Origin of the sequence: Thalassotalea sp. LPB0316 (genome assembly GCF_014898095.1) — a bacterium.
GTDB lineage: Bacteria > Pseudomonadota > Gammaproteobacteria > Enterobacterales > Alteromonadaceae > Thalassotalea_G.
Window position 1 is genome coordinate 533,793 of the sequence record NZ_CP062946.1, and the last position, 25,181, is coordinate 558,973.

The following is a 25,181-nucleotide window of genomic DNA, read 5'->3' on the forward strand; positions in this document are numbered from 1 at the left end:
GCCACTGGCTGCTTTTCTTTTGTTCCGATTAAGCCGATAGCTTACTCACTAACTCAACTAATGAACGTTGTAGCTCTGGGTTTGTCACCTGATTTTTTTCAACATCGAAGTTATCAAAAAAACTCGGTACCGACAGTGAACCTTTAACATCAGCAGCAAAAAATGAGGCAGAATTAATCGCGCCAGTTAATACCGAATTAGCACCGCCAGGACCTGGTGACGTTGCCAGCATTAACATCGGCTTGTTTTGAAAGACTTGCATATCAATGCGCGATGTCCAATCGAATAAATTTTTATACGCTGCGGTGTAGCTACCATTGTGCTCGGCAAACGAAATAACAATCGCGTCAGCATGGCCAATTTTATTGTAAAACAACTGGGCTTGCTCTGGTGAGCCTAGCTGAGCTTCGCGCTCTGGCGAGTAGATTGGCATTTCAAATTCATTTAAATCTAACACTTCAACCGAAGCGCCTTCGATTAACGAGGCAGTATATTGCGCCAATAACTTATTAATTGACGTTGCGCTGTTCGTTGCGCCAAATGCTAACACTTTCATGATCTCTCCTTCATGCTCATCGAGCGATTGATAAAATTTTCACTAATCAAGCCAGCAATTGCGGTTACTTGACGAAAAACAGTATATATTAAAGGTTATATGAAATTAATAAGCTAAATAAATACATACTATTTCCATATGAACAATAATAAATTATTCGATGGTATTATTATTTTTGTTAACGTGGTGAAAGCTGATGGCTTTTCCGCTGCAGCTGAAATTCTTGGCCATTCAACCTCTCACGTAAGTAAAGCAGTTAACAAGTTAGAAAGCCGCCTTGGTGTAAGATTGCTTAATCGCACCACCCGATCAATTGGCCTTACGCCAGAAGGTAAAGCTTATTACCAACAATGTCTTCAGTTAATTGAGCAAGCAACGGTTGCGACAAACCTGATTACTCAACACGATATAGAACCTAAAGGCCGCTTGAAAATAAGTTGCCCTGTACAATTTGCCCATCAACATTTGCAACCAATAATTAACGATTATTTATCTCGTTACCCGAATGTTAGCTTAGATCTAAATTTAAGTGATAGACACTTAGATGTAATCGCCGAAGGCTATGATCTCGTCATTAGAGCGACTGAACAACTCGATGAATCGAGCCTGATTTGCCGAAAGATTTATCGCGCAAAGAGCCATACTATCGCCGCTCCCGAATACTTGAAGCGACATGGTGAAATCTACCACCCAAGAGAGTTAACTCGGCACAACTGTATTTGTTATAGCAATTTAAAAGCACCTAATCGTTGGGATTACACCCACAACGACGGAAGCCAATTTAATGTCGAAGTAAAAGATAAAGTGTTATGTAACGAAGGGCGAATGCTGAGAAAAATGGCGTTGGCAGGTCATGGCGTAACGAGATTGCCAAGCTTTTACATTGAACAAGATCTTAAAGCAGGTAGGTTGATTGAGCTTTTTCAAGACTTACCGACACCATCGATAGACGTATTTGCGATTTATCCAAGTCGAAAACACCTGTCGCCAAAGGTTAGAGTGTTTATTGATATGCTCACTGACGGGTTAGGTCAATGAGTAACAGCTAGTCACTAACTCATAAGTAAGCGACGTTGCTTAGAATTCATTTGTAAGTAATAAAATATAATGATTTACAATGTTTAAATTGTAAGGGCTCTCAACAATTTCACTAGAAGAAAACGATATATTGATCTGTATTTTAAATTTTCTATTGTTCAGATGAATGGCCGGATCTACGATCCAACTCTTGGGCGATTCCTACAGGCTGATCCTATTATTCAGGCTCCGATGAATTCTCAAAGCTACAATCGTTATGCTTATGTTTTTAACAATCCTTTAAGTTACACAGATCCAAGTGGATATAGTGCATGGACCAAATTTAGAGATAAAATTCTTAAGCCTGTTGTCGCGATTGCAATAACAATCTATACAGGTGGAGCTGCATTAGCAGCAGGCGGATGGACAGGGTTGGGAATAGCAATGGCTGGTGGTGCTGCATCAGGTTTTGTTATGACAGGTTCTCTTAAAGGAGCATTAACGGGGGCCTTTAGTGCAGCGGCATTTTATGGAATAGGTTCCTATTTCCAAGGGGCGATGGAAGCAAATAAGCTAAGAGAAGGCTTGGAAGTATTGGAGAATGGTTTAACTACAGCTCAGTTTGCTGGGAAAATTGCAACTCACGCTATAGCAGGTGGTATTATGTCTGATTTGAATGGAGGCAAGTTTGGACATGGATTTTGGGCGGCTGGTGTGACACAAGCAGCAGGTCTTAAAATTGATGGAATTGATGCTTCTTCTAAGTTCAGTCCTGCAAGAATTATGGCTGCTGCAACTTTAGGTGGAACTATATCAAAGATCTCAGGTGGTAAATTTGCTAACGGTGCATTAACAGCAACATTTTCGAGAGCATTTAATGATGAGCTGCACTTTAACGGTAAAAAACTTAGCTGGATTGATGATGAAGGTAAAGTAATCAAGGAATGGTCTGCTGTTTCTGGAAAAAGAGGTTCAACTGTTAAAGATCAGTCGAAAGAAGATTACGGACCAATACCGGAAGGGGAATATACTGTAGCTCAAGATAAATTGCAGTTTTGGGATGATTTATCAGGTTTAAATAAATTTGCGTCAACAATGTCTCCACTCGTGCCGGGAGATCACGGTGCATGGCCGGGCGGAACTACCGCATGGGGCGAATCACGAGTCTGGTTACAAAGTGCCGCTGGAACAAACGTATATGGAAGGAGTGGTTTTTCTATTCATGGTGGTAGCTTTGCAGGTAGCGCAGGTTGTATAGATATGACTCTTCATATGCCTGCATTTACACAAGCTTTTCAGCAGTATAATCAGAATATGACTTTGACGGTGAAGTATTAAATGAAAATTATATTAAAGCTATGTCTATTAATTAATATACTTATGTTGGTAAGCAGCGTTTTGGGGATTAGTGTTTATATTTCTGATCCAGATAGTTACGTTTTTGGGACCGAAGTGAATGGGTTTTCTTACAAGTCTGAAATTCATCATGTGGGCACTAGCCTATTTTTAATTGGCATATTTGCTTTGGGGGTAGCTAGTTATTTCATGAGACACTTAAATGAAAACCTAGGTTCAGCAACTGTCGTCATAGGCATTCTGGCAGTTATTTTAGTCTAAGAGTCTAAGGGGAGAGTAATTTATTTCAAACACTCTGTCCTTATCGTGATTCAGTTTGGGAGCAACTCCAAAGGCGCAGCCAACAAGCAAACGAAAACCAGCTCCCGCTGGTTTTCGTTTGCTTGGCTCAGGTTGCTCCCAAATAAGCCTGAACTACATTAAATTAATGTATGCTTCTCTTTTGGTTTTAATACACTTCGAATTTTTTAAGCTCTAGTGCCCACACAACTAGATTAACCGACCTATTTTGTGCATCTTTTACTTCAGCACGCTCTTCTGGATCTTTGCTATCAAAAAACTCCAAATAAGTGACCATTTCTAACTCATTGTCAAAAGTTATTTCTTCTTTTTCTTGTCTATATTTGACTGTTATTGGATAAACAGGCAACTTATTTACCACCATTTCCAGCCTCCTTGATATGGCCGATGTTTACTTATTTGGCTTCTTGTTTTTCCCGCATGAAAATGCCATACATTTTTATTATGCCCAATTAACTTTGGAATTGGGTGTTTGTCGATTCCAAAGCTTCGTTTCCCATTTTTAAGCCAAGTAAATCCATAACCTCCGGCATTTTCATACCTCATAAACTTAAATGAATAGCCAGCAGCTTTATAGGCAACGTATGGTGTAGCATAACTCAAAACGTCTAGTGCGTTTCCAGCAGCCTCTGCATCCAAAGCCTGCTGCTCTTGGACAGTTAACCCCGGAATTAAACCACTCGAAGCTCCAAAAGTATTATCATTGATAGCGTAAAGCCCTTCTCCACTTTGAATCATTGCCCTATCTTCTTCAATAATTTTCTGTAGATATTCTTCTTCCCTAGCTTCCCATTCTGGTGTTCCTTCTTCGATTGGCTTGGCCGAAGCCCAATCTTGAGCAATCGCAGCACTAAACGCCCATGTCTGTGCACCATTTCCAAACTTTCCACCTGTAAGTTTGGAAACAGTTCCACCAACAACAGCAGAGACAGCAACATTAAGGTAAGCATTTCCAGTTTTGATTCTTCCTCCAACAAGCGCACCTATACCTGCTGACCAAAATCCATGACCAAAATTTCCTCCTTGAATGCGACTAGCTAAACCACCTACCAATCCAGCGGTCAAGAAGCCATGTCCTCCGCCAATCCCAGCAGTAAATCCTCCAATCAATGCAGCCTTTAAGCTTCCAGTAACAGCAAAGCTAGATGCGGCACCAAAAGCTGCACAACCAATAGGCCCCGTAGCACAAGCCAAGAAACCAACGGCAGCATTTAAAATTGGAACTTTCGCAATTGCCCTAAGCACATTACCAACAGTTGCCTGCCATAAATTGCCGAATGCTTTAGCAAGCTTCTTAAAGAAATACCCACTAGGATCGGTATAACTCAATGGGTTATTCAGTACATAGCTATAGCGATTATAAGATTGCGAGTTGGTTGGCGCTTGAATATGTGGATCGGCCTGTAAGAATCGACCCAAAGTTGGATCGTAGATTCGGCCATTCATCTGACTTAATCGTCTTGAGATAAGCTAACCACATGTTTTTTAAAGAACTTTAACTTTGAATAGTTAAGTGCATTTATAGCAACTTTGCAAGCACTAGGTCATCCTAGCGTACAAAAATAAAGGGATGCTCAAACTATTTTTCTTGTTGAGTTCGAGAAAATTTTTATTAATGGTGTTAAGTCACCATGATATCCTGCAATATTAGCCTCCATCCACTGTTTAGGGCTGATGTTATTCCAAGATAAAATGAATCCACTTCGTTTAGCAATAACCTCACAAAGAAGTCTTAAGGCTCGACCATTACCTTCTCTGAAGGGATGAACTACATTCATTTCACAAAAAAAATCCGTTAACTGAGCTATAAACTCGTCGGAATTACTATCTGATAGATTATCTAGGTGGCTTAAAATAGAAAAGCATTTAGATCCTTCTTTTTCAATTCTAGCAACATTGCAAAAACGTGTATCGCCTTTACTTATATCGACAGTTCTTATTTGCCCGGCCCAAGTATAAAGGTCTTGGAAAAGATGAAAATGAATAGCTTTAAAGTACTCGAAGTTTATTACTTGATCGCTGTCATGAAATTGCTCTAAGCGAATAGTTGTAAGTTCGGCCTCCACATCTTCAAGAATATCGGCAGACCTAATATCAAAATTGTTGATTAAAATTTCGGTTTGAGGGTAACAGTAGGGATCATTAGCCACACCGTATTTATCAACCATGAGCTTCTTTTATTTGATTAATATACTGCTGAACATGTTCAGGAAGAGTTGACTTATCTTTTGGTCGCGTCATACCTTCTAGCTTCAAACTATAAATATAGTTTTTACGCTTAGATGCTTCAAATGCATTATCTCTTTTTTCTGAAGTAGTCATGAGTTATCTATACTAGTAACATTAAATTAATTCTAGCGATTTATATAATCACCGACAAGCTTTGTTAGTGCCAAAGAGCATTCAAAAAGCAGTAATCTAGTTTAGCCTGTCACTGCTATCTTTAGCTTCCTACAACGGTAGCAACTTTATAATAAACACCTGATTCGGAGGTAATTCTTAAGTTTGTTTCAACTCGGCTAATGAAGTTATTGTGGGGATATAGCATCGACACCCAGACTTTACATGTTAATATTTTTTCATTCTTTCGACACGTGATGACTATACGTCGATAACATCAATACGTTTGGATTACATGTTAATATTATTAAATTATTTCGACGTTAAAGAGATAGTATTCACAAGGTAAATATTTAAAAATTGACAAAATTTAAAGGTGGACTTTAATATGATTATATTAAAGTTCTTTAAAAACCATGTGGTTAGCTTATCTCAAGACGATTAAGTCAGATGAACGGTAGGATCTACGATCTAACCTTGGGGCTATCATTCTTATGCTACATTAGTGATTCTTGTTGTCGTTTAATAAAATTCAGGCATAAAAAAACACCTATAAAGGTGTTGATGCTTTCTATTGAATAAAAAATGGGGTGGCTAATGGGACTTGAACCTCACGGATTAATTTAGGGGTATCACCCGTGATTCTTGTTGTCGTTTAATAAAATTCAGATATAAAAAAACACCTATTCAGGTGTTGATGCTTTCTATTGAATAAAAAGTGGGGTGGCTAATGGGACTTGAACCCACGACAACCGGAATCACAATCCGGGGCTCTACCAACTGAGCTATAGCCACCACAAAGGTTTGACTAACTTGATTAAGTTAGGACGCGGATTTTAAAGAGTAAACTTGAGAAGATCAAGACAAAAATACAATAACCGTGAATTAAAATCTCGAATACATAGAGCTAGCTAGCCCAAGCGATATGAAAAAAATGTTTCCTAACCATATACAAAACAAAATCAGTGGTTAATACTGACAAAAACGACGCTTAATCACGAACCGTTATGTCATTAGAAAACCTCTTAAACCAATTAAAAAATCAACAATCTTTGCCACCTGTCGAGTCTTGGGATCCCGACTACTGTGGTGAAATTGATTTGGTGATCAAAAGCGATGGAGCTTGGTTTTATCAAGGTACCCCTTTTAAGCGAATGAACATGGTCAAGTTATTTGCTTCCGTCATAAAAAAAGAAGCTGACGAATACTTTCTCGTGACGCCTGTTGAAAAAATTAAAATAAAGGTCGAGCTATACCCGTTTTTAATCACCCAATGGAGTTGGCAAGATGAGTCAAAGTCACAGATGTTACTATCAACAAACTTAGATGACACCTTTATTCTAGGCCAGGAGCACCCATTAACTATTGATCATGACGGCAATCTAGTGGTCAATGTTAGGCGTAACCTTCAAGCACTTGTACACCGAAACGTTTATTACCAGTGGGTTGAAGAAGCGCAAGTTAGTGATGATGAAAAATCGCTGGTTTTACACAGCGACGATCAAACCTTTGTCTTAGGTGATTTATAGTCTTTTTTTGGGCCAAATCGCAAGTAATATGGCACCAAACCAGAAAATCAAATCACTCGTGAAAAGCGCTGCTGGTTTAAATGGCGCTTCATATAAGCGTCAAAACTCATACAAATGTTACGAATCAATAAACGGGCACGTGGTGAGACCATAATCGTTGTATTAGCGTTGTCCACTAGGCCATCATCGATAAAGGTTTGCAATGAAGTTAATTCCTGGTCAAAGTAACGATCAAATTCGATATTGTGCTTCGCTTCAATGGCTTGCTTATCCAAAAACAGGTTGCACATCAATTCGCGAATAACATCACCGCGAATCAGATCGTCTTTTGATAGCGCAATGCCTTTTTCTAACGCGTGTTCACGCTCGTCAATTGCTTGGTAATATGGTGTCAAGTCCTTGATATTTTGGCTAAAGCTATTACCTATCGCACTGATTGATGAAACACCTAGGCCTAACAAATCACACTCACCTTTTGTCGTATAACCTTGGAAGTTGCGATGTAATCGACCAAGCTTTTGCGCCATAGATAGTTCATCTGTTGGCTTCGCAAAATGGTCCATACCAATGAAGTCATAACCGTAGTCAGTCAGTGTTTCAATCGCCTGGCGCATAAGGTTAAGTTTAGCATCAGCATCTGGTAGCCACTCGTCTTTTAATTTTCGCTGAGCAGCAAAACGGCTTGGCAAATGAGCGTAACTAAATAGCGAAATGCGATCGACATCAAATGCTTTAACTTGTGCTAAAGTTTTGGCAAAGGTGTCTTGATTTTGATGCGGTAAACCGTAAATTAAATCAACGTTGACCGAATCAAACTCAAGGGCTTTTGCACGAGCGATGAGTTGCCCAATAAACTCAGTAGATTGCACGCGGTTAATCGCTTCTTGCACCTTGCTATCAATATCTTGAACACCGATGCTGATACGGTTAAAGCCTAGCGCTCTTAACTCATCAATTTTATCGACTTCAATTTCACGCGGATCGATTTCAATACTCAGTTCGGCTTGCTCGATAAAGTCAAAACGCTGTTTTAAGACATTAATTAAACGCGTTAATTGTGCATTGGTTAAAAAACTAGGCGTCCCGCCACCTAAATGGAGTTGACGCACGTGGTATTTCTTAAATAGCGGTGCGCGGTGACCAATTTCTTTGATCAGATAATCTAGGTAAATATCTGCTTTGTCTTGGTGACGAGTAACAATTTTATTACAGCCGCAGTAGTAGCAAAGACTATGACAAAATGGGATGTGAACGTAGAGCGATAATTCATCAGTTGATGACTGTTCAATAGCCTTGATTAACTCAGTTTCATCAAAGCTTTCGTCAAACTCTAACGCGGTGGGATAAGACGTATATCGAGGCCCACTGGTATTGTATTTCGCAAGTAATGCTTTATCGAAAAAGTGGCTGATATTTGTTGTCATGATAAATGATTAACCCTGAGTAGAAGTGTTAACATTTTATCAAAAAAAAGGGATTAAAAGTGTTGATCAAACGCAACAAAAGGTAACTTTTGTTGCGTTTTTTCTGGCTGCTATGCGGCTTTTTCCGCACAACGAATACATTGAATGGCAGCTGGCTGCACTTCTAAACGTTTTGGCGCAATATCTTCGCCACACGTTTGGCAAGTACCGTAGGTACCTTGTTCGATGCGGTTGATTGCGTTACTCAACTGTTGAATTTCAACCTTGGCTTCAGACTCTAGTGCATTAAGCACTTCATCGTTTTCACGCTCACTAGCTAGCTCCGCCCAATCGCTTTCGTTGGCTTTGGCAAAATCATTGTGAATTGCTTCTATGCGTTGCTGTAATTCAACAATACGTTTAGTAAATTGTGCTTTTAATTCTTGTGTCATAGCCACCTCAGTTACAGGTATCTATCTCACACGTCGTTTGCTAAATAGGCTAAGCGTTCCGTTGTGTATTGATGTAATAGTGGTAATGTTTTACCAATATCATCAACACATGCGGCTTCTATTTTCATTCGCTCGACATCTTGCTTCATGCGGTCGCGTTTAGCCATTTGCTTACGTTCATCTAAAATAGATAAATGTTTAATTTGATTATATAAATTAAATATAGCAGGAAATTCATTATCCAGCTGATTACTCAACTTAAGTGAATCTAATAACACACTTAAGCGCCAGCAACCTTCGCTATAATCACACTGTTCTTCTTGCATTGCTTTGACGATGATCAAAACACTTTGCAAAACTTTTCTATCATGGCTAGCTAACGCTTTTTCATGAGCAACTTTCCGCGCTGCTTGCTGCTCTTTTTGTTTTTTTAACAACCACAGTAATCTACCTGCGTATATCGACAAACCCAGAACAATCGCACAGGCTACGCCCACTAGTAATATCATCATGGTACTATTCACTAATTACTCAAAGTCAAATTTATCATCATTAAATTTTTGCCAAAGCGCGTCTTCTGACAACGGCTCGTCATCACTTTCTACAGCGTCTTCCTCATCGTGATCAATACCTAACTTATCACTGATTTCTTGATGTCGTGCCATCAGCTTGTTGTACAAATCAACTTCATGCGCTTGTAAGGCCTGATCGTGATCCATTTTTTCAACAATCGATAACAGCTCTGGGTGCTGCTCAATTTGTTCGAGCTCTTGCCATAATTTGGCATCGGCTGACTCAGTTGCATTTACCGCGATAACTTTAGGTAAAATAGACGGCTTAACCGACTTTACCTGAGTTGTTGGCGTAGTTGTTTTGATTAACGCAATTGGCTTTTTACTGCCAATACGTGTGTCTTTATTGGTTTGGTTTGATTGCGCTTGTTTTTTACTGGTAACTTGTTGGCGAGTGCCCGGCTTGTTACCCGTTTTTTTGCGAATGCGTTTTTCAACATCAAACGTGCTATTCGCATCGGTCTTAATTACACCGCTACTGCCTCGACCGGGCTTTCTTGATTTTTTCTTTCGTGTCATATCGTCACACTCAATTTTAGAACTCTCAGGTTATGGTGGTTATTTTACGATATTCAAGACTAAATGGGCAGTGAATAAACAAGTAAACCCCAGAAAGGAAAAAAGCGATGACATAGTCATCGCTTTCGTGGAAAAAATTGCTCACTTGGCAATTGAAATACTCCAAAATCTCGGTGGTGTCCTACCTATAAAATACTATCCCTGTTTATTCTGACATTTCCTGTTTTTATTATTAATTTCCGTACAAGCTTTTATTGTTTTCGGTCATCCTAACGCTTTTTTATTAGTTCCTTTCAAGCCCTCCTGGACTAGAAGTATTCAACCTTGAATCTTGAGTAAACCATCCGTGTTTCTAAATGCATCTACGTAATGTTGATATCTTGCTTCCTTCGCAAAAGTGCCATCCGTGTTGTTAGTTAGCTAGCGTTTAGCTGGTTAATACTTTACTGATATATTTTTGTACTACAAGCACTTAATCACAAATTTATTACATTTTTTTACATTTAAGTAATATCTATCTGTTTTTATTACATAAAAAAAGTGATCGTTTTTTATCCAATTCTCGTAATCTTTATGCTTTTAATTCCTTGAAGAAATTAAAAGCATAATAAAAATTCCAAAATAAAATAAAAAAACTAGTTATTCTCATGTAGCCAAGCAGCGTGAGTTGGTGCCACTTTAGTTTCGGCCCACTCTTCAACCATCAATGGTGCAACGCGTTTTAGTTCAGCCATTTGTTCTGGTGTGCCATAATTCGCTGCAATTTCTAAACGATGACCATTTGGATCAAAGAAGTAAATAGATTTAAAAACACCGTGATTAACTGGCCCTAAAACGTCAACGCCTTTGCTAACGAGTTCTTCTTTCGCGTTAACTAGCGCATCGATATTTTCAACTTCTAGCGCAATGTGCTGAACCCATTTTGGTGTATTTTCATCACGGCCCATATCAGGCGAGTTAGGAATTTCAAAAAACGCCAAAACATTGCCCATGCCCGCATCTAAAAAAATATGCATATAGGGATCTGGCTCTTTGGTCGATGGAACTTCGTTTTCGGCAATGGCGACAGTCAGTTCCATATTGAGCATTTCTTTATACCAATCAACTGTTTCTTTAGCGTCTTTGCAGCGATAAGCGACATGGTGAAAGCGTTGTATATTAATCATAAATTATTATCTTTGTTGACCTGTTAATAGGGCAATTTTTATCACAGATAAGGAGTTTTGAGCTATTAAAAAAGACAAAAAGCACAACGGCGAAACGTCATGCTTTTGCTACAGGTGTAAATATTTCAATACAGAAACTTAGTTAAGCTCGAACCATGCCCGTGCTAGGTCACTGTTTTCAAGTGTTAACTTCACACCAGCAAGTGGCGAGTCACTAACCACTAATTCACTTTCTATCAAAAGATCATCTCTAAAATAGTAACAACTCAACCGTTTGCCGACAGGATGATGAGATAGCAACTTCGCCAAACTTGTTTCATTAACCTTGCGGCCTGCAACGGCAATTAAAACATCATTTACTGCTAATCCAGCGTTTGCCGCAGGTGAATGCTCTATCACCGAGGTGATTTTTAACCCTTCGGGTAGTTGCTGAAACATTGCGCCGATATAAGGCTTAATATCATTGGTAACAGCTGTGTCTAAACTATTTAATTTATCAAATTTTGCTCGACTAAATCGCACGCCAAATTTAGCAAACTGATCGCTCAACTGATATGGCGCCTTAGCGTTTAAGCGTTCGTAGAATGCTTCTGACATGTCTTGGCCACATAACTTATTAAACTCCTCAAGATAGTCTTGCGTTGTGGTACCTTGTTCTGCACGACCAAACTTTTGCCACATTGCTCGCATTAAATCATCAAGGCTCTTTTGGCCAGACGACATCTCTCGGATAGTAAAATCAAGCCACAAAGCAAACAAAGCGCCTTTGGTGTAATAACTAACGATATTATTGGCCGCGTCTGGCCCTTGTTGGTAGAACTTAGTCCACGCATAAAAGCTTGACTCAACAATACTTTGTTTGTACTCACCTGGCCCGCGATAGACGCGAGTTGCACCTTTACTTAAAATCGCTAAATATTCTTCAATACTAATAATGCCCGCGCGTTGTAATGAGAAGTCGTCATAATAGGACGTAATTCCCTCAAATGCCCACAATTGCTCGGTGTAGACTTCTTGTGACAAATCATAAGGAATAAACTCACGAGGTTTTAAGCGGCAAACATTCCAAGCATGAAAATACTCATGCGAACACAAACTCAAAAAGGTTTTATAACTCTCTGATAGTTCTTCTGGGTACTGTGGATTAGGTAAATCAAATCTCCCTGCTTGCAGTACCGTTGAGTTTTTGTGCTCTAAGCCTCCAAATCCAACCGCTTGTAAATGCGTAATAAACCAATATTCGGAAAACGGCGCTTCACCAAATAACTCAATATGGTGCTGACACAATTTGCTAATATCACGCACCATGCGCTGACGATCGCCAAAATGCTCACTGGTAAAAACCAAATAGTGAGGAATGCCGTTGACGTCAAATTCGGTAACGTCAAAGTCACCAATTGCCACAGGGCAATCAATTAAGTGTTGGTAATCCGTTGCGTGATAGAGACCTGCACTATAAAGCGAGGTGTTTTCATCTCGAGTTAATCCCGTGGCTACTTGCCAGTGGTCATTTCCACCAAGCTCAATCATTACCTGACAAGGTTGGCTTGCTAATTCCGCTATCGACAAAAACGTTGAGCTACCATTAAAGAATCCACGTTGGCTGTCTAAATAGGCTGTGCGCACCGACAAATCGAAGGCGTATACTTGGTAGCTAATCGTGACTTTTGCCGTTGGCGCAATAAATCGCCAGGTTTGCTTATCAACCCGTGTAAACGACACCGGCAAATCTTTTTCATCTCGAATCGCCAAATCAATAATATTTTTGGCAAAATCACGAATCATGTAACTGCCCGGTAACCATGCAGGCAAAGATAGGGTGTAAGTTTGGTTTGGTGTTAAATCGGCCTTTATGTCTACTCGAAACAAGTGGCTGTTAAGATTTTCAGGCGTTATACGGTATTCAATAGTGCTCATAGTTCTATCTTCACTGGCAATAAGAGCTAACGTTTAACAATATTTGGTCGATACAACTAAAACTCAAGCTCAAATGTTAACTATTTGCGCTATTGCCAGAAAAGTCGAACATGGTAAGCTAGAAGCGAATAATTAGAACAATATGGTTATCAAGGTAGTTAATTTTTATGATCCAGAAACTCAAGTTTGCCCACAAAATCATCATCGTGGCGGCAAGTTTACTCATTCTCGCGTTAACTATTTCTACGACCAATCACTATCTTGCAGTCAAACAAGATACCAAAACTAATTTAACACGAGCAATTAGCGAAATTTCGGATTCTGTTTCGCTAAATATTGCCAACTGGCTCAACGGTAAATTAGCGATTGTAGAAGCACTTGCTAAAAGCGCCGGCACAAGCCAAGAGCAACTTTTTTTAGAGCGCACAGCGGTGATGGCGGATAACGCAGGTGACTTTAAAAACAGTTACGTTGCAATAGAGCGCACGGGGCAATTTATTCTTGATGACAAATCAATTGTCTTGCCTGCCGATTTTGATCCGCGCCAACGCCCTTGGTACACCCAAGCTAAACAGCAAGGAAAATCGTCATTTACCGAGCCATATATTGATGTAACCACCAACGAGTTGTTAATTTCTGCAGTTGCTCCGGTGCAAGCACAAGGTCGATTTTTAGGTGTCGCAGGCGGTGATATTTTACTCGACGAGATCGCAACAATAATTAACTCATTGGACTTTCTCGAACTGGGTAATGCTTTTTTAATGACCAGAGAGGGAAAAATACTGAGCCATCCTAACCCTAAAGTGGTTGATAAGCATTTCTCAACACTGTTTGGTACAACGCCCGCTTTATCTTCAGAATTAGTCGAATTAGCCGATGACACCCGCATCGTGTCATTCATCCCGATCAAAGGAATTGAATCGGTAACTTGGTATTTAGGCGTTGTCCTCGACAAAGAAAAGGCATACCAACCTTTAGCACAAGCAAGAACTAGAGCAATAGTCTTTGGCGTGTTTTCGGTTATTGTCACCATTGTGCTCTTACATATACTGCTTGGCCAACTGTTAAAACCAATTCACGGTTTAACTAAGGCTATTAAGCGAATTTCAGAAGGCGATGGCGATTTAACACAACGCCTTGAAGTGAGAAGCCAAGATGAAATAGGTCAACTCTCACACTATGTTAATAACTTCATCGACACCATCCATCAGTCGATGAAGCAAACCCACGAAGCAGCCAAAGCCTTAAACGAGCAAATAGAGCAAGTTCGCCAAAGCTCCCAGTATGGTATTGAACTTGCCCAACAGCAGTTAATCGGTGGTGAACACATTGCCACAGCGGTAACACAACTTAACGGTTCAGTCACCGAGATTTCCGGCAACGCCCAAACCGCCTCAGACTTAACGTCTCAAATGCACGAGCGCTCGGAGTCAGGTGTAACAGCATTATCAAATAATATTAATGCGATTGAGCAGCTTACTAATAACATTAGCGAATCTAGTCAAGAAATTGAAAAACTTAGTATTGAAGCGGAAAATATTGGCAAGATCCTCGATGTAATTAAAGGTATTAGTTCACAAACCAATTTACTGGCCTTGAATGCTGCAATTGAAGCCGCTCGCGCGGGTGAAATGGGCCGAGGATTCGCCGTTGTTGCAGATGAAGTAAGACAACTCGCTCAGCTCACTCAAGAATCAACGCAAGAAATTGAAGGATTAATCGAAAACCTCCAAATCGGTACCTCATCAGTGGTTCAAACCATGCATGAAAGCCAGCAAAATAGCGCTTCAAGTGTTGAGCTTGCCAATCAAGCCGATATTCAAATGAAAGAAATTATCAACGCTTTAACCCAAGTTGATAACGAAAATCACGCGGTGGCGAGTGCGACAAAACAACAAGTAGACATGATCCAATCAATCGATCAAGATGTGCACAACATGATGGCACTCAACGATCAAGGGGTAAGTTCTCTCAAGCAGACCAACCAAGCCTGTGATTTACTGCAGTCAGAGTTTGAAAGCTTAAATACACTGGTATCAAAATTTAAAGTGTAGGGCGATGCGCCCTAACTTTGGTTATTGAGCCATTGAGCTATTTCATTAGCTGAGACTTTTACTAAAGCAATAAACTCAGTTACAGCCAAAGATAGTTGCTGACTGTCTTGGCTGTTGGCATATTTTTCAATCCGAGTTAACGGTTGCTCAATTTCACTCACCGCTAAGTAACGCAAACTGCCTTTAAATTTGTGGGCAATGGCGCTAATTTGATCGAAATTATCTTGCGCTAACGCACACTCCAATTGCGCGATTTCTTCTTGCCAAGTGTCCAAAAATAACTGGCAGACACGTGTCGTAAGCACTTTGTCGTTATTATTTCGCCTCATCAAGCGCTGACCACAAAACAATTTACCATGAGTCGCATCCTGTGTTTCGCCTTCGGCGATATTAACCCCGTGTGAGGCTGATGCCGCCAACGCGTATTTTTGACGCTGCAATTCATCATAGGCGCGTTGCATTTTCTCTGTTATTTGATCTTGTGGGCACGGTTTTGTCATATAATCATTAAAGCCCGCATCTAAGCATTTTTTAGCGGTATCGGCTAAAGCATCAGCTGTAACCGCGACCAACCAAAACGGCTTAGTTTTAGCCATGCCGGTAATCGTTTTAGCTAACTCAAAGCCATCCATGACAGGCATATGGCAATCAGAAATAATTAAGTCGTATTGATGTTGTTTGTGAAGTGCCAAGCCTTCTTCGCCGTTATACGCAAGATCAGGGCGAATGGCTAACCGCTCTAGTTGGGCGGTTAATACCTTAACATTGACGATGTTATCCTCAACTAATAACACTTTCATCGTTGAAAAGTCTGACAATGCTTGTATATTTACTTGCTTAACTTGGCAGGCGGCTTTTTCCACAGGCACAGCTTTCATGGCGATGGTGAAATAAAATGTACTGCCCTCACCCTCTACAGATTTTGTTGCGATTTTACTACCCATCGCATTAATAATTTCTTGGCAAATACTCAGCCCTAAACCAGTACCACCGAAGCGACGTGTAATAGCACTATCTGCTTGAAGAAATGGGCTAAACAATAAATTTTGTTGTTCAGGTGCTATACCAATACCCGAATCAATCACCGCAAAGCTAACGCTGTCATACTGTGAGCCGTCTATATGCTCGCGTTTATCCAAGTCAATATTGACCTCGACAGAACCAGATTCGGTAAACTTCAAGGCATTGGAGACTAAATTATTAAGCACTTGAGTTAACCGAGTAGGATCTAACATATATTGACTGGCAAGCTCACTGTCAATTTTGAGCGTTAACTGTAAGTTTTTTTGCTCGGCAACCGGCGTAAACGCGCTGATCACATTATTCGCCAACTCAGTTAAATTCACTGGCACACTCTCAAGCGTTAATTTTCCAGCATCCATTTTGGAGAAATCCAAAACATCATTCAAAATCACTAAAAGGTTGTCAGCTGAATGCGTTAAGGTAGTTAATAAGTCACGCTGATGTTTATCTAGTTCGGTGTAGCGTAGCGCTTCAGCCATACCAAACACACCATTCATCGGCGTTCTAATTTCATGGCTCATACGAGCGAGGAAACTGGTTTTTGCTATACCTGACTGCTCGGCAGCCGCTCGCGCTTTTTCTGCGACGACTAGCGCTTGCTCAGCCTCGTGTTGCGCAGCTTTTCTTAAACGCAGTTGTCTCAAGTAAAAAATCGTCATCAACACACTCATAAAAAATATCGTGAGCAAGATATAACCGGCTTTTTGATAGATAACCGCGACCTGCTGGTAGATATCCCCTTCGCTAAAGGCCGCTGTATTCCACTTGGCATAGAGCGCTTCATAGCGCTCAGAATCGATAGCGTTTAATGCGCGATTAAGCAAGACAATCAAATCGGCGTTGGCTGGTACCGTGGCAAATGACATCGGAATATTGTCGAGAAAACCGTGTAACGGTTGCACGGTAAAGTGCGCATAACCATTCTGCTTAATGCAATAGGATGCAGAAAGTGAGGGCTCAATGATCGCATTAACATCACCCGATGCGAGAGCACCAAAGAGCTCTTTAAGCGATTGATAGTACTTAAATGTTGCATTGGGCAAACGATTTATTAACGCCTCGGTGCTGACAAAACCGTCCACTACCCCAATAATTTCGTTTGTTAAGCTCGATATGTGATTACTTAAAACATCATTATTTCGCGTGATCAAACTCAAATTGGTGTTAATTAAGGTATTGGAAAACTTTAAATAGGGATAACGTTCCTGATCGTTGACATGCAAGTGATAAAAATCGAGCTCACGAGATAACACAGCCTGCTCAGCTAAAGCTAATGAGGCGAGATAAACCGGCTCAAAAGTGACACCGAGTTTATTGGTTAAAGTATTGAGAAGGTCAACGGAAAACCCAGTAGCACCAATATGATTGAAACTATCGGTAATAAAATAGGGCGGAAACCCTTCAGGGAGCGAAGGAAAGCGCAAATGTGGGTGATGCAAAACATAGCGCTTATCATTTGCTGACAGTGTTAACTCATATTCACCTAGAGTTAAGGCAAAGCGATTTTCCCCTTTGATAATGTATTTATCAGTCCATAACTGCGCTTGGAGCTTACTTATTTGGCGAAGATCGTCGTTTACCTTGAGCGCTAATGCTTCATCGCTACTGCGAAATGCCATGCGAAAATAAATATCAGGTGTATCATTTTCACTGACATAAAAAATATCATTTAAGCCTCTTTCGGCAAGTTGCTTTTCTAACTCCCAAGGCTGTACCGAGTAAATCACATTGTAGTTTTGGTAATTATCTAAAACATCATCAAGGCTGTGATAAAAGGTTCTTTGCACCGCAGGCGTCATCGAAGCCTGAATGAGATTATTCGGCGCATGAATTGCCATCACAATTTGCGAGGTGTTATCAGCATCTAATCGTCTAAAGATACGTTGGTGATATTTAGCATACGGTATACTTACTAATGTATTGGAGTGTTCACGAGTTGCAGTAATTGCAACGACGTCAACCAAATTATCCTGCAGCGCTTCAATGGCATGGCTACTAGGTAACCGTATAAACTCTATTTCACGTTGATTATCAATACTCCAATCTTGCCAATATTCCTGCATCAAATTGACAACTTGTTCAAAATTTCCTGCCGAATGCAAAGCTAAAGACGCCTTATCTGGTAAGGCTATGCGCAATGGCTGATGATCGACAGCTTGGCCAGCAACACTAAAAGACATTTGTACCAACAACAACATCCCGACAAATAATAAATTCGTTCGAGTAAGTAATCTAGCTATCAATGCTTTGATCATAGTGCTCCGATACAAAAAGGATAAATTTGAATAACAAAATGTTAGCACGGCAACCTGTTACTAATTGTGATCATCGCGATAACTTTTGTAGCTCCTAGGTATCGATGAAATAAAATATTTGGTTATCGGGTCTATAAACGCTCAACCAAGTTAAAAACTCAACCTAGAGGTAAATAAATGAGAGTTGTTACCGCCGTGCTATCACTGTGTTTAAGTTTCAGTGTGTTAGCTAAACCAATTGCTGAAAGTGCTGACGAAGTTAGCCCGCTACTCAACGGCCAGCATATTCCAAAGGTCGATGTTGTGACGATCGACAATCAACAAATATCACTCAGCCAATTTCTCGATAACAAGAAGACCATTTTATTCTTTTATCGCGGTGGTTGGTGCCCATTTTGTAATACCCAGATGGGGCAACTAAAGCAAATTGAAGGTCAACTCAAAACAATGGGGTATCAGCTAGTAGGCATATCAACAGATACACCAGAAGACCTTCAAAAAAGTATCGATAAAATGACATTACCTTATCAGTTGTTATCAGATTACAACTCACAAGTGAGCCAAGCGTTTGGTCTAGCGTTTTTCAGCTCACAAAAAGTCACTGAACGCTACCTTGCCAAACTCAAGTTAACCAACCCATTACAGAAAAACAGTGCAGGTGATGAGCGTTTAGTTTTGCCAGTGCCCGCTGTTTATTTGATTGACGAAAAAGGCCTAGTTCAATTTAGTTATGTCAATCCGAACTTTAAAGTGCGATTAGATGAAACCGTATTACTCGCAGCAGCTAAAGCAGCCATGTGATCATTGGCACTGAGCGCTTTAGTTTTTTAGGCAGTACTCACTGCCTTTTTTTTTGCCTGTGAATTAATGGCAGATGGATTTACTGGTAACCGCGGGCGTGGTAAATTAGAGGACAATTAACTTGTATATACAATTGAGTCTTCTATGAGTGAGCAAGCGCCTATTTTCAACCTTTATCAAGGTAATCAACCACTTTTGATCTCCATGCCACATAATGGTCAAGCGATCCCAAGTGAAATCAAAGCAACTATGACCGAAACAGCGCTGGCTGTGCCCGACACCGACTGGTATCTCGACAAGTTGTATGACTTTGCTCAAGCAATGGGTGTAAGCGTTATCAATCCAACCTACAATCGTTATGTCATCGATCTGAACCGCAACACCAATGGGGAAAATTTATACCCAGGCGCTAACAGCACCGAGCTATGCCCGACCACTGCCTTTGATTTATCACCATTGTACCAAGAGGGTAAAAAGCCAACGGAAGCCGAAATAGCACGTCGAATCGACACTTATTGGCAGCCTTACCATCAAGCTTTAGCCCAAGAAATTGCACGACTCAAAGCGCAACACGGCTATGTCGTTTTACTTGAAGCGCATTCTATCTTATCGCATGTCCCTCGTTTTTTTGACGGCCAATTACCCGACTTTAATTTTGGCAACAATCTAGGCGAAAGCTGCCAACAAACCTTGATAGAAGCCATTGAAGCGATAGATTTTTCACCTTATAGCCAAATAACCAATGGGCGTTTTAAAGGCGGCTTTATCACACGCCATTTTGGTCAACCAAGCCAGTGTGTGGAAGCCGTTCAGCTCGAGTTATCACAAGCAACTTACCTCGATGAGCAAACCCTAAGTTATAATCAAACTAAGGCTGAACAAGTTAAACCAAAACTCAAAGCGCTAGTATCGAGTTTATTGCGCTATGCTCAACAACAATCACAAGAGGCTGCCAAGTAAATGAAACTTTTTGCCAAAAATATCTTGCTAGCCACAGGCTGGGCAAAGGATCAATTACTCACCATTGAACAGGGCGTTATCCAAGTAATTACTGATGGCAGCGAGCAACAGGCTGACCAAGTCGTAGCAACAGTAATTCCAGGTATGGTGAATTGTCACTCCCACGCTTTTCAGCGCGCCTTTGCCGGTTTTAGCGAGCAAGGTAGTGAGGGTAAAGACAGCTTTTGGACATGGCGCAATGTGATGTATCAATTCTTAGAGCAACTCAGCGTTGAAGATGCCGAACTTATTGCTACTCAGCTTTACATTGAAATGCTTAAAGCAGGTTACACCCGAGTCGCCGAGTTTCATTATTTACATCACGACAATAACGGCCAACCTTATACCAAGCTCAGTGAAATGGCTAAAGCGCTATTTAAGGCCAGTAAAAATTCTGGCTTAGGCTTAACCATGTTACCGGTGCTCTATCAATACAGCGGTTTTGGTCAACAGCCGCCAAATCACGGTCAGCGTCGCTTTATCAATTCAATCGAGCAATTTAATCAGTTAGTCAGTGATTGTGCTCAGCTAGCACAAGAAACGCCTAACACCAATGTAGGTATTGCACCACATTCACTGCGAGCCACCGACAAAGAAGGTATTAACCAAGCAGTGGCCCATGTTCGTAGTATCGATAAACAGGCGCCAATCCATATTCACATTGCCGAGCAACAAAAAGAAGTTGACGATTGTATCGCTCACTACGGCAAAAGACCGGTGCAATGGTTATTAGATAATATCACTGTTGATAAACACTGGTGTTTCATCCATGCAACTCATATTGATGAGAGCGAACTATCAGGTATGATTGAAACCGGCGCAATTGCGGGGATCTGCCCGACCACCGAAGCCAATTTAGGTGATGGTATTTTCCCTACTACTGAATTCATGGCGCGCCAAGGCACAATAGCTATCGGTTCTGATTCACATATCTCGGTAAACCCAGTTGAAGAGCTAAGATTGCTCGAATACGCTCAACGCCTAATTAAGCAACAAAGAGCAATTTTAGCGACTACCGCAACGCCATCGGTTGGCTTAAATTTATGGCAACAAGCCGCTAAAGGCGGCGCACAATCAACGAGCTCCAACACCGGTGAAATCGCTGTCGGCAAGCAAGCAGATTTATTGGTGCTCGATCAAGCCAAACTCAATTGTTTTGCTACGGGCGACAAATACAACCTCGACAGCTTGATATTTGCTAGCCAAAGCAACTGTATCAAAGATGTTATGGTCAATGGCCAGTGGGTGATCCAAGATTATCACCACCCACTTGAACAACAAAGCCAAGCAAGCTTTAGCGAGCTATTAGCTAAATTATCGAGCTAGTTTAACGATGAGCAAACAAGGCGTGAGCGAACATTCAAATCCAGCTTTAGTCACCATTAGTAAACTCAAGCAAACGGGCACATTGCGTGAACGCCTTAGTGATCAACTCGCCATAGAAGCGCCGCTATTAATTGTCGTTGTTATCAAACAGCAACCAATAGAACTAGCCACGATTATGCGAACCCCCGGCGATGATCAAGCACTCGCTTTAGGCTTTTTATTAAGTGAGCACATTATTAAATCGGCAGAGGATGTCAGCGATATCGATGTCAGTGAAGACAACGAGATAACGCTCACCTTAGCCGAGCATATCAAGCTAGCTAAACAGCACGCTCGCACATTTACCAGTTATTCTGGTTGTGGTATCTGTGGTAAAGCGAGTATTAAGCAATTAGCATTGAATGCCCAGCGCAAGATTGATGAACAAACTCGATGGCTAGATTTAATCGCCGTGGTTAACGCTACTAATGAGTTAAAAAGCCGCCAAACCCTATTCAATCAAACCGGTGCCGTTCACGGCGCGGCATTAGTTGAACTTATTAATGGGCAAGTATCCTGGTTAGCTTGCAAAGAAGACGTTGGTCGCCACAATGCTGTTGACAAAATAATCGGTGAACACTTACTTACTGCAAAGCCCAATAAATATATATTATTACTTAGCGGCCGCATTAGTTTCGAGTTAGTACAAAAAGCGGTAATGGCGGGCATTAGTGTGATTGCCGCGATCGGTGCACCGTCAAGCTTAGCGCTACAAACGGCACAACAGTTTAACCTGACCTTATTGGGCTTTATTGGCAACGAACAAGCTAATATTTATTGTAATGAATGGCGTTTAACTGACAGCAACTTGGAGAGCACAATTGAGCAAAAATAAATATCAAGGTGCTGCTGGTGGTTGGGGCGCATTAAAGAGCACCACCCAACACTTGTTAAAAAGTGAGAATGTTGCCAAAAATATCAAAACGCTATTAAAAACCAATCAAGATCACGGCTTTGACTGCCCGGGGTGTGCATGGGGTGAAAAAGACGAGCCGGGGCGTTTTCGCTTTTGTGAAAATGGCGCTAAAGCCGTCAATTGGGAAGCAACCAGCAAGGTTGTTGATCGGCACTTCTTTGCCAAGCACAGTGTCAGTTACCTCAAACGCCAATCCGATTACTTTCTCGAATATCAAGGTCGCCTCGTTGAGCCGCTGAGTTACAACCCAAGTACCGATCACTACGAGCCAATCAGTTGGCAAGCCGCCTTTGAGCTTATTGCCAGAGAATTAAACGCGTTAGAAAGTCCCAATCAGGCCGAGTTTTATACCTCTGGGCGCGCCAGTAATGAAGCCGCATTTTTATACCAACTTTTTGTTAGAGCATTTGGCACCAATAATTTGCCCGACTGCTCTAATATGTGCCATGAAGCTAGTGGTGTAGCCCTCAAGCGCTCAATTGGCATAGGTAAAGGCACAGTGACAATTGAAGATTTTGAGCACGCCGATGCGATATTGGTTTTTGGTCAAAATCCTGGCACCAACCATCCGCGAATGTTAGATGCGCTGAGCCATGCCTCGCGCCGAGGGGCGCGGATTGTCTCGATAAATCCATTAAAAGAGCGCGGTTTAGAGCGCTTTACTAACCCGCAATCAGCAAGCCAGATGTTAACACTTAGTGCCACCAAGATTTCATCTGATTACTTCAGACCAAAGCTCGGTGGTGATATGGCGATTGTGCGCGGTATGGTTAAAGCGTTATTAGCTAAACACCAACAAGCTGTTGAGTCAGGCGGGCAAGTATTTGATATCACCTTTATCGAGCAACACACGCAAGGACTCGCGAGTTACTTAACACAAGTAGAGCAAACGAGTTGGCAAGCGATTATTGAACAATCTGGCTTAAGCCAAACAGAAATTGAGCAATTAGCTGCAATTTATCAGCAGGCGGATCGCGTCATATTAACTTGGGCAATGGGGATTACCCAGCACCAACACTCCGTGGTAATGATCCAAGAAATGGCCAACTTGCAGTTACTCTTTGGTCAGATCGGCAAAAAAGGGGCAGGGCTTTGCCCAGTGCGAGGGCATTCGAATGTTCAAGGCGATCGCACTATGGGGATCAATGAAAAACCCGATAGCGCGTTTTTAGCCGCTATCGAACAGCAGTTTAACTTCAAACCACCTCATCAACAGGGTCATAATACCGTACAAGCCATTGATGCCATGCTGGCAAACCAAAGCAAGGTATTTATTGGCTTAGGCGGTAATTTTGTCTCGGCAACCCCAGAAACCCAGCAGACGGTTCAAGCGCTAACGAATTGTCAGCTCACGGTATCTATTGCTACTAAGCTCAATCGCACCCATGTGACACCGGGTAAGCAAAGTTTAATTTTACCTTGTCTTGGTCGCACCGATATCGACCGACAACACGGTATTGAGCAAGCAATTACCGTAGAAGATTCATTTTCCATGGTCCATGCATCAAAAGGCGTAATTGATAATCCACATCCGCAGCTAAAGTCTGAACCAGCAATTATCGCCGGTATGGCTCAAGCAACCTTAGGTAACTTTCCCGTTAATTGGCTTGAGTTGATTGCAGACTATCAGCACATTCGCACGTTAATTGAGCAAACCATACCCGGGTTTAACGATTTTAATCAACGATTATCACAGCCTGGTGGCTTTTATTTGGGTAACAGTGCTGCACAACTCAACTGGCAAACGCCATCGGGCAAAGCACAATTTAGCAGCGCCGCGCTACCGAGCTCATTATTACCAGCGTTTAATGAGAAAAACCAACTGATATTTACCATGCAAACGCTGCGTTCCCATGATCAGTACAACACCACCATTTACGGCTTTGAAGATCGCTATCGCGGGATATCAGGAGAGCGTAACATTGTCTTGATCAATGAAAAGGACATCAAACGCTTGGGTAAGCAAGACGGCGATATCGTTGATATCGTTAGCCTGTGGACAGACCAAGTCGAACGCAAAGTCTGTGGCTTTAAACTGGTCGCTTATGATATTCCACGCGGGCAAGTAGCTTGTTATTTCCCTGAAGCAAATCCGCTGATCCCACGTGCTAGTGTTGGCCGTGATAGCTTCACGCCAACCTCTAAGTCAGTTGCCGTGAAGATTGTCGACTCACAACGCCTTATCTAGTTGACGAGAAAAACTGGCGAAGCTGTTGACACACTTTTTGATGATTGTGTGAATGAAACTCAGGATCAGATTGACCCGGTTGACAATGATTATTTAAATAGTCACGAGCACTATCACGAGTTAAGGTGATTTCTTTTAACTTATTGAGCTCGGAACTGGAGAAGCTCGATAATTCTTTATCCATTTTGCTAATAATGGTACTGGCTTTCATTCGAACACCCGTGCCTGAAAATTCAGCCATGGTATCTAAAAAGCTGGTTTTTTGCTTTTCTAAGAACTCATTCACTTCTGGTTGAGGATTAAAATGTAAAAATAACGCAATTACAACGATTAAGATCAATATTTTTTTCATGGCTTAGCTTATAATCAAGATGTATTTTCTCAATAAAATAAAATTACTAACATTACATTAACGCTTTCGTCATGATGTACTGATAGTGACTTAACAAAACA

22 protein-coding genes and 1 tRNA gene are annotated in these 25,181 nt (G+C 41.2%); 9 read left to right on the forward strand and 14 right to left on the reverse strand.

Annotated elements, in window-relative coordinates:
- Positions 1-28 precede the first annotated feature (28 nt).
- The gene (locus tag LP316_RS02380) at positions 29-556 is read right to left on the reverse strand and encodes an NADPH-dependent FMN reductase (protein ID WP_193022495.1); all 528 of its coding nucleotides are present in this window, start codon (positions 554-556) and stop codon (positions 29-31) included.
- Between the two features lie 138 nt (positions 557-694).
- Between LP316_RS02380 and LP316_RS02385 the strand changes: the two genes are divergently transcribed.
- Both LP316_RS02385 and LP316_RS02390 read left to right on the forward strand, forming a co-directional pair.
- Positions 695-1,594, forward strand: coding sequence for a LysR family transcriptional regulator (locus LP316_RS02385; RefSeq protein ID WP_193022496.1), 900 nt, complete (start codon positions 695-697; stop codon positions 1,592-1,594).
- Between the two features lie 162 nt (positions 1,595-1,756).
- Positions 1,757-2,911 (forward strand): RHS repeat domain-containing protein, encoded by a 1,155-nt coding sequence (locus tag LP316_RS02390; protein WP_193022497.1) that lies wholly within the window; start codon positions 1,757-1,759, stop codon positions 2,909-2,911.
- A gap of 466 nt (positions 2,912-3,377) precedes the next feature.
- Here the strand turns inward: LP316_RS02390 and LP316_RS02395 are convergent, their stop codons facing one another.
- From LP316_RS02395 to LP316_RS02415, 5 genes are all read right to left on the reverse strand, one after another.
- Complete coding sequence (locus LP316_RS02395; protein ID WP_193022498.1) at positions 3,378-3,593, reverse strand: hypothetical protein; 216 nt, start codon at positions 3,591-3,593, stop codon at positions 3,378-3,380.
- On the reverse strand, positions 3,584-4,675 hold the full coding sequence (locus LP316_RS02400; protein WP_193022499.1) for an RHS repeat-associated core domain-containing protein: 1,092 nt from the start codon (positions 4,673-4,675) through the stop codon (positions 3,584-3,586). Before LP316_RS02400 ends, LP316_RS02395 begins: the two co-directional genes overlap by 10 nt.
- Positions 4,676-4,803: 128 nt before the next feature.
- Complete coding sequence (locus LP316_RS02405) at positions 4,804-5,397, reverse strand: putative adenosine monophosphate-protein transferase Fic (protein ID WP_193022500.1); 594 nt, start codon at positions 5,395-5,397, stop codon at positions 4,804-4,806.
- Positions 5,390-5,551 (reverse strand): YhfG family protein, encoded by a 162-nt coding sequence (locus tag LP316_RS02410; RefSeq protein WP_193022501.1) that lies wholly within the window; start codon positions 5,549-5,551, stop codon positions 5,390-5,392. Before LP316_RS02410 ends, LP316_RS02405 begins: the two co-directional genes overlap by 8 nt.
- A gap of 737 nt (positions 5,552-6,288) precedes the next feature.
- Positions 6,289-6,364, reverse strand: a tRNA-His gene (locus LP316_RS02415).
- Positions 6,365-6,576: 212 nt separating this feature from the next.
- On the opposite strand from LP316_RS02415, the gene LP316_RS02420 reads away from it, so the two are divergent.
- Entirely contained in the window at positions 6,577-7,098 is a 522-nt protein-coding gene (locus LP316_RS02420; protein WP_193022502.1) for a DUF1285 domain-containing protein, read from the forward strand.
- 47 nt (positions 7,099-7,145) lie between these two features.
- On the opposite strand, the gene hemN is transcribed toward LP316_RS02420, so the two are convergent.
- The 6 genes from hemN to LP316_RS02450 form a co-directional block, all read right to left on the reverse strand.
- Positions 7,146-8,522, reverse strand: coding sequence for an oxygen-independent coproporphyrinogen III oxidase (gene hemN / locus LP316_RS02425; RefSeq protein WP_193022503.1), 1,377 nt, complete (start codon positions 8,520-8,522; stop codon positions 7,146-7,148).
- Positions 8,523-8,632: 110 nt separating this feature from the next.
- Positions 8,633-8,953: a TraR/DksA family transcriptional regulator gene (locus tag LP316_RS02430; protein WP_193022504.1), complete on the reverse strand. Its 321-nt coding sequence runs from the start codon at positions 8,951-8,953 to the stop codon at positions 8,633-8,635.
- Positions 8,954-8,979: 26 nt separating this feature from the next.
- Entirely contained in the window at positions 8,980-9,465 is a 486-nt protein-coding gene (locus tag LP316_RS02435; RefSeq protein ID WP_193022505.1) for a DUF2489 domain-containing protein, read from the reverse strand.
- A 15-nt stretch (positions 9,466-9,480) separates the two neighbouring features.
- Complete coding sequence (gene yihI / locus LP316_RS02440; protein ID WP_193022506.1) at positions 9,481-10,044, reverse strand: Der GTPase-activating protein YihI; 564 nt, start codon at positions 10,042-10,044, stop codon at positions 9,481-9,483.
- Between the two features lie 635 nt (positions 10,045-10,679).
- Positions 10,680-11,210: a VOC family protein gene (locus tag LP316_RS02445; protein ID WP_193022507.1), complete on the reverse strand. Its 531-nt coding sequence runs from the start codon at positions 11,208-11,210 to the stop codon at positions 10,680-10,682.
- Positions 11,211-11,348: 138 nt separating this feature from the next.
- Complete coding sequence (locus tag LP316_RS02450) at positions 11,349-13,127, reverse strand: M61 family metallopeptidase (protein ID WP_193022508.1); 1,779 nt, start codon at positions 13,125-13,127, stop codon at positions 11,349-11,351.
- Positions 13,128-13,294: 167 nt separating this feature from the next.
- Here LP316_RS02450 and LP316_RS02455 point away from each other — a divergent pair, with 167 nt between their 5' ends.
- Entirely contained in the window at positions 13,295-15,181 is a 1,887-nt protein-coding gene (locus LP316_RS02455) for a methyl-accepting chemotaxis protein (RefSeq protein ID WP_193022509.1), read from the forward strand.
- An 11-nt stretch (positions 15,182-15,192) separates the two neighbouring features.
- Here LP316_RS02455 and LP316_RS02460 read toward each other — a convergent pair whose 3' ends face one another.
- Positions 15,193-18,459, reverse strand: coding sequence for an ATP-binding protein (locus LP316_RS02460; RefSeq protein WP_193022510.1), 3,267 nt, complete (start codon positions 18,457-18,459; stop codon positions 15,193-15,195).
- Positions 18,460-18,636: 177 nt separating this feature from the next.
- On the opposite strand from LP316_RS02460, the gene LP316_RS02465 reads away from it, so the two are divergent.
- The 5 genes from LP316_RS02465 to LP316_RS02485 all read left to right on the forward strand — a co-directional run bounded on the left by LP316_RS02465 (position 18,637) and on the right by LP316_RS02485 (position 24,728).
- The gene (locus LP316_RS02465; protein WP_193022511.1) at positions 18,637-19,260 is read left to right on the forward strand and encodes a peroxiredoxin-like family protein; all 624 of its coding nucleotides are present in this window, start codon (positions 18,637-18,639) and stop codon (positions 19,258-19,260) included.
- 144 nt (positions 19,261-19,404) lie between these two features.
- Complete coding sequence (hutG, locus tag LP316_RS02470) at positions 19,405-20,220, forward strand: N-formylglutamate deformylase (RefSeq protein ID WP_193022512.1); 816 nt, start codon at positions 19,405-19,407, stop codon at positions 20,218-20,220.
- Positions 20,221-21,585 (forward strand): formimidoylglutamate deiminase, encoded by a 1,365-nt coding sequence (locus tag LP316_RS02475; protein ID WP_193022513.1) that lies wholly within the window; start codon positions 20,221-20,223, stop codon positions 21,583-21,585. It begins immediately after the preceding gene.
- 7 nt (positions 21,586-21,592) lie between these two features.
- On the forward strand, positions 21,593-22,459 hold the full coding sequence (gene fdhD / locus LP316_RS02480; protein WP_193022514.1) for a formate dehydrogenase accessory sulfurtransferase FdhD: 867 nt from the start codon (positions 21,593-21,595) through the stop codon (positions 22,457-22,459).
- Complete coding sequence (locus LP316_RS02485; protein ID WP_193022515.1) at positions 22,446-24,728, forward strand: FdhF/YdeP family oxidoreductase; 2,283 nt, start codon at positions 22,446-22,448, stop codon at positions 24,726-24,728. The genes fdhD and LP316_RS02485 overlap by 14 nt, the downstream gene beginning before the upstream one ends.
- Here LP316_RS02485 and LP316_RS02490 read toward each other — a convergent pair.
- A complete protein-coding gene (locus LP316_RS02490; protein ID WP_193022516.1) occupies positions 24,721-25,080 on the reverse strand; it encodes a hypothetical protein in 360 nt (119 codons plus the stop codon). The two genes, LP316_RS02485 and LP316_RS02490, sit on opposite strands and share 8 nt — an antisense overlap.
- Positions 25,081-25,181: the final 101 nt, after the last annotated feature.